General features: G+C 69.2%; 14 protein-coding genes and 1 tRNA gene. 3 read left to right on the top strand and 12 right to left on the bottom strand.

Annotated features, from left to right (window positions below; genetic code table 11):
• Positions 1–389: 389 nt before the first annotated feature.
• From rplL to ABZ454_RS21295, 8 genes are all read right to left on the bottom strand, one after another.
• A complete protein-coding gene (gene rplL / locus ABZ454_RS21330) occupies positions 390–773 on the bottom strand; it encodes a 50S ribosomal protein L7/L12 (RefSeq protein ID WP_356322383.1) in 384 nt (127 codons plus the stop codon).
• An 83-nt stretch (positions 774–856) separates the two neighbouring features.
• The gene (gene rplJ, locus ABZ454_RS21325) at positions 857–1,414 is read right to left on the bottom strand and encodes a 50S ribosomal protein L10 (RefSeq protein ID WP_356322384.1); all 558 of its coding nucleotides are present in this window, start codon (positions 1,412–1,414) and stop codon (positions 857–859) included.
• A 288-nt stretch (positions 1,415–1,702) separates the two neighbouring features.
• Positions 1,703–2,623, bottom strand: coding sequence for a hypothetical protein (locus ABZ454_RS21320; RefSeq protein WP_359539943.1), 921 nt, complete (start codon positions 2,621–2,623; stop codon positions 1,703–1,705).
• Between the two features lie 160 nt (positions 2,624–2,783).
• A complete protein-coding gene (gene rplA / locus ABZ454_RS21315; RefSeq protein ID WP_356322386.1) occupies positions 2,784–3,506 on the bottom strand; it encodes a 50S ribosomal protein L1 in 723 nt (240 codons plus the stop codon).
• Between the two features lie 106 nt (positions 3,507–3,612).
• The gene (gene rplK, locus ABZ454_RS21310; RefSeq protein WP_010058817.1) at positions 3,613–4,047 is read right to left on the bottom strand and encodes a 50S ribosomal protein L11; all 435 of its coding nucleotides are present in this window, start codon (positions 4,045–4,047) and stop codon (positions 3,613–3,615) included.
• 177 nt (positions 4,048–4,224) lie between these two features.
• A complete protein-coding gene (gene nusG, locus ABZ454_RS21305) occupies positions 4,225–5,136 on the bottom strand; it encodes a transcription termination/antitermination protein NusG (RefSeq protein ID WP_356322387.1) in 912 nt (303 codons plus the stop codon).
• A gap of 73 nt (positions 5,137–5,209) precedes the next feature.
• The gene (gene secE, locus ABZ454_RS21300) at positions 5,210–5,497 is read right to left on the bottom strand and encodes a preprotein translocase subunit SecE (protein WP_356322388.1); all 288 of its coding nucleotides are present in this window, start codon (positions 5,495–5,497) and stop codon (positions 5,210–5,212) included.
• Positions 5,498–5,603: 106 nt separating this feature from the next.
• Positions 5,604–5,676 (bottom strand) — tRNA-Trp (locus tag ABZ454_RS21295).
• 235 nt (positions 5,677–5,911) lie between these two features.
• Between ABZ454_RS21295 and ABZ454_RS21290 the strand changes: the two genes are divergently transcribed.
• A complete protein-coding gene (locus tag ABZ454_RS21290) occupies positions 5,912–7,138 on the top strand; it encodes a pyridoxal phosphate-dependent aminotransferase (protein ID WP_359539939.1) in 1,227 nt (408 codons plus the stop codon).
• 138 nt (positions 7,139–7,276) lie between these two features.
• Positions 7,277–8,299 (top strand): adenosine deaminase, encoded by a 1,023-nt coding sequence (locus ABZ454_RS21285; RefSeq protein WP_359539937.1) that lies wholly within the window; start codon positions 7,277–7,279, stop codon positions 8,297–8,299.
• Here ABZ454_RS21285 and ABZ454_RS21280 read toward each other — a convergent pair.
• Positions 8,209–8,913, bottom strand: coding sequence for a TetR/AcrR family transcriptional regulator (locus tag ABZ454_RS21280; RefSeq protein WP_359539935.1), 705 nt, complete (start codon positions 8,911–8,913; stop codon positions 8,209–8,211). The genes ABZ454_RS21285 and ABZ454_RS21280 overlap by 91 nt on opposite strands.
• An 87-nt stretch (positions 8,914–9,000) precedes the next feature.
• Here ABZ454_RS21280 and ABZ454_RS21275 point away from each other — a divergent pair, with 87 nt between their 5' ends.
• Entirely contained in the window at positions 9,001–9,636 is a 636-nt protein-coding gene (locus tag ABZ454_RS21275; RefSeq protein ID WP_359539933.1) for an NAD(P)H-binding protein, read from the top strand.
• Between the two features lie 67 nt (positions 9,637–9,703).
• Here the strand turns inward: ABZ454_RS21275 and ABZ454_RS21270 are convergent, their stop codons facing one another.
• From ABZ454_RS21270 to ABZ454_RS21260, 3 genes are all read right to left on the bottom strand, one after another.
• Entirely contained in the window at positions 9,704–10,759 is a 1,056-nt protein-coding gene (locus tag ABZ454_RS21270) for a UDP-N-acetylmuramate dehydrogenase (RefSeq protein ID WP_359539930.1), read from the bottom strand.
• Positions 10,760–10,829: 70 nt separating this feature from the next.
• Positions 10,830–12,260: a DHA2 family efflux MFS transporter permease subunit gene (locus ABZ454_RS21265; protein WP_359539927.1), complete on the bottom strand. Its 1,431-nt coding sequence runs from the start codon at positions 12,258–12,260 to the stop codon at positions 10,830–10,832.
• Positions 12,261–12,336: 76 nt separating this feature from the next.
• Positions 12,337–12,885, bottom strand: a complete 549-nt coding sequence (locus ABZ454_RS21260; protein WP_356322395.1) for a helix-turn-helix domain-containing protein — start codon at positions 12,883–12,885, stop codon at positions 12,337–12,339.
• Positions 12,886–13,028 lie beyond the last annotated feature (143 nt).

Genomic DNA, 13,028 nt, shown 5'->3' with positions numbered 1-13,028 from the left:
ACCCACGTTGCTCGCAACAGCTGTTCTCAACACCTATGTCTAGCCCTGCGCGGGGTGCGCTCTTCTTTACTGCCCTCTTCGCCATCGATCCATGCCTCGGATTCGGATCGATGTGACGACGCGCATCGAGAATTGCGCGCCTCGTGCGGTTCGTCAAGGCCCCCCAGCCGGGCGGGGCCCCGCGACCCGCGTCCCGCCGCCCTTCGGCGCCACCCGTGCTCCCCACGAGAGGCGCACGGCGAAGATCACCATACTCGTCACCGCGCGAAGAGCAAGGCACCCGCCGCGGGTACGCCAAAAGGCGACCACCCGTACGGGTGATCGCCTTTCGCGAAGTGACGTCCGTGCCTCGCGGCACGGGGTCCAGAGGAGTCAGAAGACTCGCTGGGTCACTTGACCTCGACGGAGGCGCCGGCGGCCTTGAGGGACTCGGCAGCCTTCTCGGCGGCCTCCTTGGCGACCTTCTCGACGACGGGCTTCGGGGCGCCGTCGACGAGGTCCTTGGCCTCCTTCAGGCCGAGGGAGGTCAGCTCACGCACGACCTTGATGACCTGGATCTTCTTGTCACCGGCGGCGGTGAGGATGACGTCGAACTCGTCCTTCTCCTCCGGGGCCTCAGCGACGGCACCCGGGCCGGCGGGGCCGGCGACGGCGACGGCCGCGGCGGCGGTGACGTCGAACTTCTCCTCGAAGGCCTTCACGAACTCGGAGAGCTCGATGAGGGTGAGCTCCTCGAACTGGGCGAGCAGGTCTTCCTGGCTGAGCTTCGCCATGATGGCGTCCTTCCACTATTCGGCAGGTGCCGGATGTATATGTCGGCGGGCGTACGTGGGGCCCGCTGGACCGCTGAGCGAAATTACTCGGCGGCCTCGGCGGGAGCCGGCGTACCGGCACCGCCCTGCTCCTCCAGCTTGACGCGAAGCGCTTCCGCGGTGCGGACGAACTTCGACGGCAGGGCCTGGAAGAGCTGCGCAGCCTGAGTCTGCTTGCCCTTCATGGCGCCGGCCAGCTTGGCGAGCAGAACCTCGCGGGACTCGAGGTCCGCGAGCTTCTTGATCTCATCGGCGGACAGCGCCTTACCGTCAAGGACACCGCCCTTGATGATGAGGTTGGGGTTGTCCTTGGCGAAGTCACGAAGACCCTTCGCCGACTCCACCGGGTCACCGGTGACGAAGGCAACCGCCGTCGGACCTGCGAACAGGTCGTCCAGCGTGTCGATCCCGGCCTCGTTGGCCGCAATCTTGGTCAGCGTGTTCTTCACCACGGCGTACTGGGCGTTCTCACCGAGCGAACGGCGCAGCTGCTTGAGCTGTGCCACGGTGAGACCCCGGTACTCGGTCAGCACGGCGGCGTTCGAGCTGCGGAACTGGTCCGCGAGCTCGGCTACCGCTGCAGCCTTGTCGGGCCTTGCCATGAGCGTCGGCCTCCTTCCGGGTGATGAGGACCGCTCAAAAGGGCCCGGAAAAGACGAAACGCCCCGGCGCAGGCGCCAGGGCGAAGCTCGACCGAACGAAGTCCGGGAGCTTTTCCACAGTCACCTGCGCAGGTCGTCCGCATTCAACGGATCCTTCGGTTGCCGTCACCCTTGCGGGTTCCGGACAACGACCAGCGGTCTTTGGCTTCTGCAGAAGAGTACGCGACACGGGTCGCGCCGAGCAAATCCGTCCCGGTTCGGGCGGTCCGGAAGGTTTGAGCGGCCCGATTACGAGGCAGTGCCGCCCGAGCCCTGCTGCTGCTTGAGCAGCTCCTTGAACGCGACGGTCTCCCCGGCCGGCGGCCGCTCGACGGAGACCTTGGTCCCGTAGTCGCTGTAGAAGACCGTCGTGTTGAGCTCCCCGGTCTTCATCTGCCCGCGCTCGCTCTTCTTCACCAGCAGGTCGTTCTCGTCGACCCAGATGTCGACCGTCTCCGTGGTCATCCCGGCGTCGTTGAGCTGCTTCTTGAGCGCGGCCAGCTGTCCGGCGTCCAGCTTCGAGTTCTTGGCCGTCAGGTCCGCCACGTCGACCGTGCCGGAGTAGTGCGTGGTGGCGACACCGCGGACCTTCTCCTTGCCGACCTCCTTCACGTCGCCGGAGGCCAGCAGCGACTTCACTCCCTGGTCGGGAGTGGTGTTCTGCATCTGGTCCTTCATCGCCGCCCCGGCGGCGCCCCCGAGCTCGGCGAGGTCGTCGTAGGAGTAGCTGATCCAGCGCTTGCCGCCGGTCTGCTGGGCCAGGGCCGCGCCCATGTCCGCCGCGTAGCCGTCCTTGAAGTAGCGGGCCTGCATCGTGCCGTTGCCGCCGGCCTTCTTCATGGTGTCGGCCATCGCACCGCCGGTGTACGTGATCTCCATCGCGCCGGTGATGCCGTCACTCCAGTCCAGGGACCCGGTCTGCTTCATGGACATGGCACTGCCCATGACCGCGGTGCCCTCGATCTTCGCCGAGTTCGCCGCGCCGGTCTTCTTCTGCACGTCGAGCAGCGCGGCGATCGCGTCGGTCTTGACGACACCGCTGCCGCGGCTGGCCTCCTTGCCCTTGGCCTTGCCGCCGTCGTCGTCCGAGCCGCCACAGGCCGCCACCGACGTCAGCGCCGCCGCCACGGCCACGGCCACACCCACGCGCCGTACGGTACTGGTCCTCATGTCCCCATCCACCCCTCGTTCGGCTCCCGGTGGTCCGCACGCCGGCGCGCGGCTCCGACAGCCACTGGTTCCGTACATACGAGGACGGGCCCCGCACCTCTAAAGGTTGCGGGGCCCGTCAATGTCACACGTGACACGGCGGTCGTACGAGCACGGTGGCTCAGACGGCGGCCGGGTCCTCCTCGACGAGGAGGTTACGGGTGCGGTTGGCGTCCAGCGGGATGCCGGGGCCCATCGTGGTGGCCAGGGTGGCCTTCTTGATGTAGCGGCCCTTGGCGGCGGACGGCTTCAGACGGAGGATCTCCTCCAGCGCCGCTGCGTAGTTCTCCACCAGCTTGGTCTCGTCGAACGAGGTCTTGCCGATGATGAAGTGCAGGTTCGAGTGCTTGTCGACGCGGAACTCGATCTTGCCGCCCTTGATGTCGTTGACAGCCTTCACGACGTCGGGGGTGACGGTGCCGGTCTTCGGGTTCGGCATCAGACCACGCGGACCGAGCACGCGGCCGAGACGGCCGACCTTGCCCATGAGGTCCGGGGTCGCGACGACGGCGTCGAAGTCCAGACGGCCCTTCGCCACCTCGTCGATGAGCTCGTCGGCGCCGACGATGTCGGCGCCCGCGGCTTCCGCGGCCGCAGCACGGTCACCGGTCGCGAAGACCAGGACCCGGGCGGTCTTGCCGGTGCCGTGCGGGAGGTTCACGGTGCCACGGACCATCTGGTCGGCCTTGCGCGGGTCAACACCCAGGGCAAACGCGACCTCGACGGTGCTGTCGAACTTCGTGGAGGCGGTGTCCTTGGCGATACGGACGGCCTCGAGCGGGGCGTAGTTCCGCGCCCGGTCGATCTTGGCGTCCGCAGCGCGGAGGTTCTTGCTGCGCTTCACTTCTACTCCTGTACGAGTTGCACCATGCGGCTACCGCCGCGTGGCAGAGTGTGGAGTCGTGGTGCGGACCAGCGCTTGGCCCTACCACTCATGACTGGGGGCTGAATCAGCCTTCGACCGTGATGCCCATGGAACGGGCGGTGCCGGCGATGATCTTCGACGCGGCGTCGAGGTCATTGGCGTTCAGGTCGGGGAGCTTCGTCGTGGCGATCTCGCGGACCTGGGCGGCCGTCAGCTTGGCAACCTTGGTCTTGTGCGGCTCGCCGGAGCCCTTGTCCACACCCGCGGCCTTGAGGATCAGCTTGGCGGCCGGCGGAGTCTTGGTGATGAAGGTGAAGGAGCGGTCCTCGTAGACCGTGATCTCCACCGGCACGACCATGCCACGCTGCGACTCGGTCGCGGCGTTGTAGGCCTTGCAGAACTCCATGATGTTGACGCCGTGCTGACCCAGTGCGGGGCCGACCGGCGGGGCCGGGTTGGCCGCACCGGCGTTGATCTGGAGCTTGATAAGCCCCGTGACCTTCTTCTTCTTGGGAGGCATGTGCTCTCTCCGGGTCCTAGTGAGAGTTTTTCGCCGTCATCCGGTCATCCGGATGCAGGCATACCGCACAACGATAACGGGTATAGCTGCGCGACCAAAAACCGAGCAGGTCAGACCTGCTGTGACAGCCGGTCTGACCTGCTCGGTAGGCATGTGTCCAGAAGCTGGCGGGAAGCGCTAGTTCTTCTGGATCTGGTCGAAGCTGAGCTCGACCGGGGTCTCACGGCCGAAGATCTCGACGAGACCCTTGACCTTCTTCGAGTCGGCGTTGATCTCGTTGATCGTCGCCTGCAGGGTCGCGAACGGACCGTCGGTGACGGTGACCGAGTCGCCCACCTCGAAGTCCAGCACCTGGACCTCGACCTTGCGGGACGGAGCCGGCTTGCCCTCGGCCTCGGCCGCCTCGCGGGCGGCCTTCTCCTCGGCCTCGGGGGCGAGCATCTTGACGATCTCGTCCAGGGTCAGCGGGTACGGGTCGTAGGCGTTGCCCACGAAGCCGGTGACGCCGGGCGTGTTGCGGACGACGCCCCAGGACTCGTTCGTCAGGTCCATGCGCACCAGGACGTAACCCGGGAGCTTGTTCTGGCGGACGTTCTTGCGCTCGCCGTTCTTGATCTGGACGATTTCCTCCTCAGGCACCTCGGCCTGATAGACGAACTCCTCCACGTTCAGCGAGACGGCGCGCTGCTCCAGGTTGGCCTTCACACGCTTCTCGTAACCGGCGTACGTGTGGATGACGTACCACTCGCCCGGGAGGCCGCGGAGCTCCTCGCGCAGGGCGGTGACGGCGTCGACGGGCTCGGCCGGCTCGGCCTCTTCCTCGTCGGCCTCGTCCTCGTCGGCGGCTTCCTCGGCCTCGGGGTTCTCGTCCTCGTCGTCATCACCGGCTTCGGCCTCGGCGGCCTCGTCGGCGGACTCCTCGGGGTGCACGGCGGCCTGCTCGGCGGGCTCGCCCGCGGCGGCGTCGGCAGCTTCAGCCTGGTCCGGCTCCACAGCGTCCGCCGCCTCGACGATGTCGAGCTCGTCCTCGGCGGACTCGAAGGCGCCCGCCGTCGGCTCGACGGCGTCGTTCAGGTTCGGGTCAGACACGGTGGCTGCTTCTTCCTGGATACAAATGGGTGGAACATGCGAAAGGGGCGCCCATGAGGCGCCCTCCGCGGGATCAGCCGAAGACGTACTTGATGACCCGCTGGAATCCGAAGTCAATCACGGTAACAAGACCAATCATGACGACCACGAACACGATCACCACTGAGGTGTATGTCGTCAGCTGATTGCGGGACGGCCAGACGACCTTGCGCAGCTCGGCGACGATCTGGCGGTAGAACAGCGCGAGACGGCCCAGAGGGCCCTTCTTGCCGCGCTTGCCGCCCTTCCGGGTCTTCTTCTTCGACTCGGGGACTTCGTCCTCGGCATCAGGCATGTCGATGGAGCCCACGGCGTCCGTCACGCTTCTCACCTGATTCCGGGTCATGGCCGTGCCGCGCCCGGTGGAGCCGCACGGCGGTGCATTGAAGTACGTACATGCGCACACATCCTGGCGAAGGAGTGTGTAGCAGGGCCGGAGGGACTTGAACCCCCAACCGCTGGTTTTGGAGACCAGTGCTCTACCAATTGAGCTACGACCCTTTGTGGTTTCCACCAACCTACCGCATGTTCCCGGATGCCCCGGGTGCAGGAACGGTGCGGCTGATGAAGGCCAACGACAGGTGAGTGTACGTGCTCAGCGGCCCGGCGTCGAACAGATAGCTCCCGACCGCTCCTGTCCGATGCTGTCCGGTTGTCAGTCCGCATGCTGTCCGAGTGCTGTCCGGTCCCTGAAACCCCTGTGCCGACGGGGAATACGGTCTGGGAGCATGGGGGCATGAGCGCTGCTACTTCTCCCTCCGAGCGCCGGGTCTCCGCCCGCATCGGTGCCATCTCCGAGTCCGCCACCCTCGCCGTCGACGCCAAGGCCAAGGCCCTCAAGGCCGCCGGCCGTCCGGTGATCGGCTTCGGTGCCGGCGAGCCCGACTTCCCGACCCCCGGCTACATCGTCGACGCGGCGGTCGAGGCCTGCCGCAACCCGAAGTACCACCGCTACACCCCGGCGGGAGGGCTCCCCGAGCTCAAGGCCGCCATCGCGGAGAAGACGCTGCGCGACTCCGGCTACGAGGTCGACGCCTCCCAGATCCTGGTGACCAACGGCGGCAAGCAGGCCATCTACGAGGCGTTCGCCGCGATCCTCGACCCGGGTGACGAGGTCATCGTCCCGGCGCCGTACTGGACCACCTACCCCGAGTCGATCCGTCTCGCCGGCGGCGTTCCGGTGGAGGTCGTCGCCGACGAGACCAGCGGTTACCGGGTCTCCGTGGAGCAGCTGGAAGCGGCGCGTACGGAGCGTACGAAGGTCGTCCTGTTCGTCTCCCCGTCGAACCCGACCGGCGCGGTCTACAGCGAGGCGGACGCCGAGGCGATCGGCAAGTGGGCCGTCGAGCACGGCCTGTGGGTGCTGACCGACGAGATCTACGAGCACCTGGTCTACGGCGACGCGACGTTCACCTCGCTGCCCGCGATCGTGCCCGAGCTGCGCGACAAGTGCATCGTGGTCAACGGCGTCGCCAAGACGTACGCGATGACCGGCTGGCGCGTGGGGTGGATCGTCGGCCCCAGGGACGTGGTGAAGGCCGCGACCAACCTGCAGTCGCACGCCACCTCCAACGTCTCCAACGTCGCCCAGGTCGCGGCGCTGGCCGCCGTCTCCGGAAACCTGGACGCGGTCGCCGAGATGCGCACCGCCTTCGACCGGCGCCGGCAGACCATCGTGCGGATGCTCAACGAGATCGACGGCGTCCTGTGCCCGGAGCCCGAGGGCGCGTTCTACGTGTACCCGTCGGTGAAGGAGCTGCTCGGCAAGGAGATCCGCGGCAAGCGCCCGGCCACCTCGGTCGAGCTCGCGGCGCTGATCCTGGACGAGGCCGAGGTCGCGGTCGTACCGGGCGAGGCCTTCGGCACGCCGGGATACCTGCGTCTTTCGTACGCGCTGGGTGACGACGACCTCGTCGAGGGCGTCTCCCGGATCCAGAAGCTGCTGGGCGAGGCCAAGGCCTAGGCGCTCCCGCCTTCCTGTTTTCACGGCGACCCCTGGCTCCGGCCGGGGGTCGCTTCGTCGTTCGCTTACGTGTCCGGTGGGCAACCCGATCGGGAAAGCGGCTACCGCGACACCCCGTCCGTGCGGCAAGATCCTTGAATGGAGCGTGATGTACGGCTGTTGCCCAAGGCCCACCTGCACCTGCATTTCACCGGGTCGATGCGGCCCTCGACGCTGCTCGAACTCGCCGACAAGTACGGCGTGCGGCTGCCCGAGGCCCTGACCAGCGGCGAGCCGCCGAGGCTGCGGGCGACGGACGAGCGCGGCTGGTTCCGTTTCCAGCGGCTCTACGACCTCGCCCGGTCCTGTCTGCGGGCACCCGAGGACATCCAGCGGCTGGTGCGCGAGGCCGCCCAGGAGGACGTGGCGGACGGCTCCGGCTGGCTGGAGATCCAGGTCGACCCCACCTCGTACGCGCCCCTGCTCGGCGGGCTCATCCCGGCGATCGAGATCATCCTGGACGCGGTGGACGGCGCGTCGCGTGAGACCGGGCTGCCGATACGGGTGGTGATCGCCGCCAACCGCATGAAGCACCCCCTGGACGCCAGGACCCTGGCGCGGCTGGCGGTGCGGTACGCGGACCGGGGTGTCGTCGGGTTCGGGCTCTCCAACGACGAGCGGCGCGGCATGGCCCGGGACTTCGACCGGGCCTTCGCCATCGCGAGGGAGGGCGGCCTGCTGGCGGCTCCGCACGGGGGTGAGCTGTCGGGTCCGGCCAGCGTCCGCGACTGCCTGGACGACCTCGACGCGTCGCGCGTCGGGCACGGGGTCAGGGCCGCCGAGGACCCCCGGCTGCTGCGGAGACTGGCCGAGCGCGGAGTCACTTGCGAGGTGTGCCCGGCGTCGAACGTGGCGCTCGGCGTCTACGAGAAGCCGTCCGACGTACCCCTGCGCACTCTGTTCGAGGCCGGTGTGCCGATGGCGCTCGGCGCGGACGACCCGCTGCTCTTCGGCTCCCGCCTGGCCGCGCAGTACGACCTCGTGCGCCAGCACCACGCGTTCACCGACGAGGAGCTGGCGGAGCTGGCGCGTCAGTCGGTGCGGGGTTCGGCGGCGCCCGGGTCGGTGCGGGCCGAGCTCTTGTCGGGCGTCGACGACTGGCTGGCCAAGCCGGCGGGCTGATCCGCCCGCTGCCCCGTGAGCCCGCTCAGCAGCGTGCGGGCTAGGGAGGCGGCGAAGTCGTCGAGCGGCTGCGGGGGGCCGCCGGTCTCCGTGGCGTCGTAGGCGAAGGCCCGCTGGGAGCAGGCCCCCAGCAGCAGGGAGGCGGCGGCGTACGTGTCGGCGTCGGCCCGTACCCGGCCCGCGGACTGTTCGGCGCGCAGATAGGCGTCCACTCCGCGGATGGGTATGTGGGGGCCGGTTCCCAGCTCTCGCATCGCGGCGTTGTGGCGCTCCTTGAGCCTGGGCTCGGCGTAGAGGGACGCGGCGATCGGGAAGCTCTGCTCGTAGAAGAGGGCGGCCTCGCGGGCGATCTCGGTGAGGTTTCGCTCCACCGTGCGCTCCCCCTCCCCCGGGTCGGCCATCAGGCGCTTCAGGATGCCGTCGAGCTTGGGCAGGCGTTCCCTGAGCACCACCACGAAGAGCTCTTCCTTGCTCGGGAAGTGCTTGTAGAGGGCGGCCTCCGAACAGCCGGCGGCCCTGGCGATCTCCTTGGTGGTGGCCCGGGCCAGCCCGATGGTGAGCATCAGCTGGTGGGCGGCGTCGATGATGCGGGCGCGGGCCGGCTTCTGCTCCATGGGCACTCCGACGAAGCTTGACGAGTGGGTGAGTATCCGCCCACTCTAGGGGTGAGTGAATACTTACCCACCCGAGGAGGGTGTGCCATGAGGCTCACGGTGTTCGGTGCGACAGGCGGTATCGGGCAGGAGATCGTCCGCCAGGCGGTGGCGGCGGGGCACGAGGTGACGGCGGTGGTCCGCGATCCCGCGCGGCTGCCGGTGCCGCTCTCCGATGTCACGGTTCACACGACGGCCCGCGTGGACGATCCGGAGGCGGTGCGCGAGGCGGTCGCGGGCCGGGACGCGGTGCTCTCCGGCCTGGGCGCGAAGGGCCGGAAGGCCGGCGGGATCGCCGAGCGGCTGACCCGTAGCGTCCTGACGGCCATGGAGGCGGAGGGCACGCGGCGGCTGCTCGTGGTGAGCGCCGCCCCGGTCGCCCCCGAACCGCCGGACGACCCGCTGCTCGACCGGATGATGCGCTCGGCGATCGGCGCGATCCTGAAGGAGGTCTACGCGGACCTCACCGCCATGGAGGCCGCGCTGGCGGCCTCCGCGACGGACTGGACGTCGGTGCGCCCGCCGAAGCTCACCAACGGCCCGCTGACGGGCGTCTACCGCACCGTCGTCGGCGGCAATCCGCGCAGCGGACGGTCCATCTCCCGGGCCGACGTCGCGCACGCGATGCTGGCACTGACCGATGACGCCGCAGCGGTGAAGCAGGGGGTGGGAGTGGCGTACTGACGGAGTCGGGCGTGATCGGCCCCGGGCTCACGCGGACGGCACGCTCACGGCGGCCGTACGCGACCGGCTACAGGCTCACGCCGACGGTCACCGGTTCGTTGACGAGCGTGACGCCGAAGGCCGCGTGGACCCCGGCGACCACTTCGCGCGCCAGGGCCAGCAGGTCCTCGGTGCTCGCCGCGCCCCGGTTGGTGAGGGCGAGGGTGTGCTTGGTGGAGATGCGGGCCGGGCCGGAGCCGTATCCCTTGGTGAAACCGGCCCGGTCGATGAGCCAGGCCGCCGAGGTCTTGGTGCGTCCCCCGCCCGCGGGGAAGGCGGGGGGCGTCACATCCGGTCCGAGGCGTTCCGCCACGCGGGCGAGGAAGGCCTCGAACTGCGCCGGGTCCAGGATCGGGTTGGTGAAGAAGGACCCGGCCGACCAGGTGTCGTGGTCCTCGGGGTCGAGCACCATGCCCTTGCCGGCCCGGAGCCGGAGCACCGTTTCGCGGGCGGCCGCGGCGGGAACGCGCTCCCCCTCCTCGACACCCATGGCGCGCGCCGTTTCGGGGTACTTGAGGGGCGCGGACAGACCGCCCGCCTCTTCCAGCCCGAAGCGGACACGCAGCACCACGAACCGGTCGGGTTCGGCCTTGAAGCGACTGTGCCGGTACGCGAAGGCGCACTCGGAGTTCGGGATGGTGACCGTTTCCCGGGTGTGCCGGTCGTAGGCGACGACCTCCGTGATGGTGGACGACACCTCCTGCCCGTACGCCCCGACGTTCTGGATCGGCGTGGCCCCCGCCGAGCCGGGGATGCCGGCCAGGCATTCGAGGCCCGCCAGTCCGGCCTCCACGCTGCGGGTGACGGCGTCCGTCCAGACCTCCCCGGCGGCCAGTTCGAGCGTGGCCCCGTCCAGGACGAAGCCCTTGGTCGCGATGCGCAGGGCGGTGCCCTCGAAACCCTTGTCGCCGATGACCAGGTTGCTGCCGCCGCCGATGACCAGGAGCGGGGTGCCGCTGTCGTCGGCCTCGCGCACGGCCTCGACCACTTCGGCGTCGGTCGTCGCGGTCAGGAGGCGGGCTGCGGGTCCGCCGAGCCGGAAGGTGGTCAGGGGGGCGAGGGGCGCGTCGTGGAGTTCCTGCACGGGGACAAGAGTACGGTCCGCGCCCCCGGCGTCAGGCCGGGGCCGCGGACCGCGCCGGCGCGATGGCTCCTCAGGCGGCTACCGGGACCCGCGCCTCGGCCCGGTCGGGCTCCTGCGCCGGGGTGCTGCGCCGGCCCGGGATCATCAGGGCGACGAGCGCGGCGAGGGCGACCACCGCGGCGCCGATCCAGACCGCGGGAACGGTCCCGTCCGTGAAGGACCGCGCGGTGCCGTAACCGCCCTGCGAGGAGAAGACCGTGGAGAGCACGGCGACCCCGAGGGCGCCGCCGACCTCGCGCAGCGCGTTGCTGGCACCGGAGGCGATGCCCTGTTCACCGGGGCGGACGCTGGACATCACCAGGGTGGCGGCGGGGGCGAAGTACAGGGCCATTCCGACGCCGCCGACGATCAGGCCGGGCAGCTGCGAGGCGTAGGAGGCGTCGGGCGCGAGAGCCATGGCGAACAGGCCGAGGCCGGCGGCCTGGAGGGCGAGGCCGGTCACGACCACGGGGCGGCCGCCGAAGCGGTCGGCGAGTATCCCGGCGATGGGTGAGACCAGCATCGGCATCCCGGTCCAGGGCAGCATCCGCAGGCCCGCCTCGGTGGGCGAGTAGCCCAGGACTCCCTGGAGGTACTGGCTGAGCAGGAAGATCGAACCGAACATGCCGAGGAACATCAGCAGGCCGGCCATGTTGATCCCGAAGAACGCCCGGTTCTTGAAGAGGCGCATGGGCAGCATCGGGTTCTTCGCGTGGAAGCCGTGGTGGACGAAGCCGCCGATGAGTGCGGCACCGGCGATCAGGGCGGTGAGGACGGTGGGACTGGTCCAGCCGTCGGCGTGGGCGTTCACCAGGCCGTAGACGATCCCGAAGAGGCCGCCGCTCACCAGGAGGGTGCCGGGGACGTCGAGCCGGGAGTCCGGGGCGTGGGACTCGGCCAGGCGCAGCCGGGCGAGCGGCAGCAGGACCAGGCCGATCGGGACGTTCAGCCAGAAGATCCACTGCCAGGAGAGGTGTTCGGTGAGGCTGCCGCCGACGAGCGGCCCACTGGCCACGGCCAGTCCGGTGACGGCGCTGAAGATGCCCAGCGCGGCGCCGCGCCGGGCGGGCGGCACGGCGGCGGTGAGCAGGGTGAGCGTCAGCGGCATCATGATCGCCGCGCCCACGCCCTGGACCGCGCGGAAGGCGATCAGTTCATTGATCCCGGGCGACAGCGCGGCTGCGGCGGAGGCACCGGTGAAGACGGCGAGTCCGACGGTGAAGAGCCGGCGCCGGCCGAACCGGTCACCCAGGGACGCGCCGAACATCAGCAGGACGGCGAAGGTGAGGGTGTACGCGTTCACCGTCCATTCGAGCTCCTCCAGCTCACCGCCGAGGCTTTCGCGGATGGACGGCAGGGCGGTGGTGACGACGAGGTTGTCGAGGGCCGCCATGAAACCGGCGACGCTGGTGATGACGAGGGCCCAGAACGCTCTCGCGCGGCCTGTCGTGTGCTGGTTCACTTGCTCCCCCTGTGGGTTAGTAATCGATGACTAACTTTCTTGGGCAGAAAACCGGGCCGAGCCCGGCTGGCGTTCCTCACGCAGGCGGCCTGGCCGATTCGTAGAGCCCGTTCCAGAGCCGGTGACCGGCCGGGTAGCCGAGCGCGGTCAGGGTGTTGGCGAGCATGCCGTACGCGAGGAACGTGGTCGCCTCGACGGGGTCGGCCCCGAGCGTGAGGGTGATGTCGTCGAACAACCGCAACCAGGTTGCGCGCAGCGACTCACCGAACGCATGGTCTCCGGCCGCCTCCGCCGCCGCGACGGCCGCGTACGTCTGCATCTGCATCAGCAGCCGGTCGGGGTCGTGGAGGATCAGTCGCTGATAGGCCGCGGCCATGGCGTGCAACGCCTCATCGCCTTCGAGTCCCTCGGCGGCGTCCGCGAAGACCGCGCGCGTGTCACTCAGACACCGCTCCGCGGCGGCCAGGAACATGGCCTGCTTGTTCGAGAAGAGGCGGAAGAGGTACGGCTGGGAGACGCCCACCCGCCTGGCGATCGCCTCGGTGGACGTGGCGGCGTACCCACCGCGGGCGAATTCGGTGATCGCCGCACGGATGACGCTCTCGCGCCGCTCCTCTGCACTCATCCTTGGCATGCGAGCTAAGTTAGTACTCAATCACTAACTTAGTCAACGGGGAACGCTCCATGGAAACGCTCCGCCGTGGGGAGGCGCACGACCCAAGGACCGTGCCCTGCTCCATGCGTAAGGGGCACGGCCTCATAGGCCGT

It is taken from the genome of Streptomyces sp. NPDC005803 (genome assembly GCF_040630435.1).
Classification (GTDB): Bacteria; Actinomycetota; Actinomycetes; order Streptomycetales; family Streptomycetaceae; genus Streptomyces.
The sequence above is the reverse complement of the archived record's forward strand: the minus strand, read 5'-3'. Positions and strand labels throughout refer to the sequence as shown.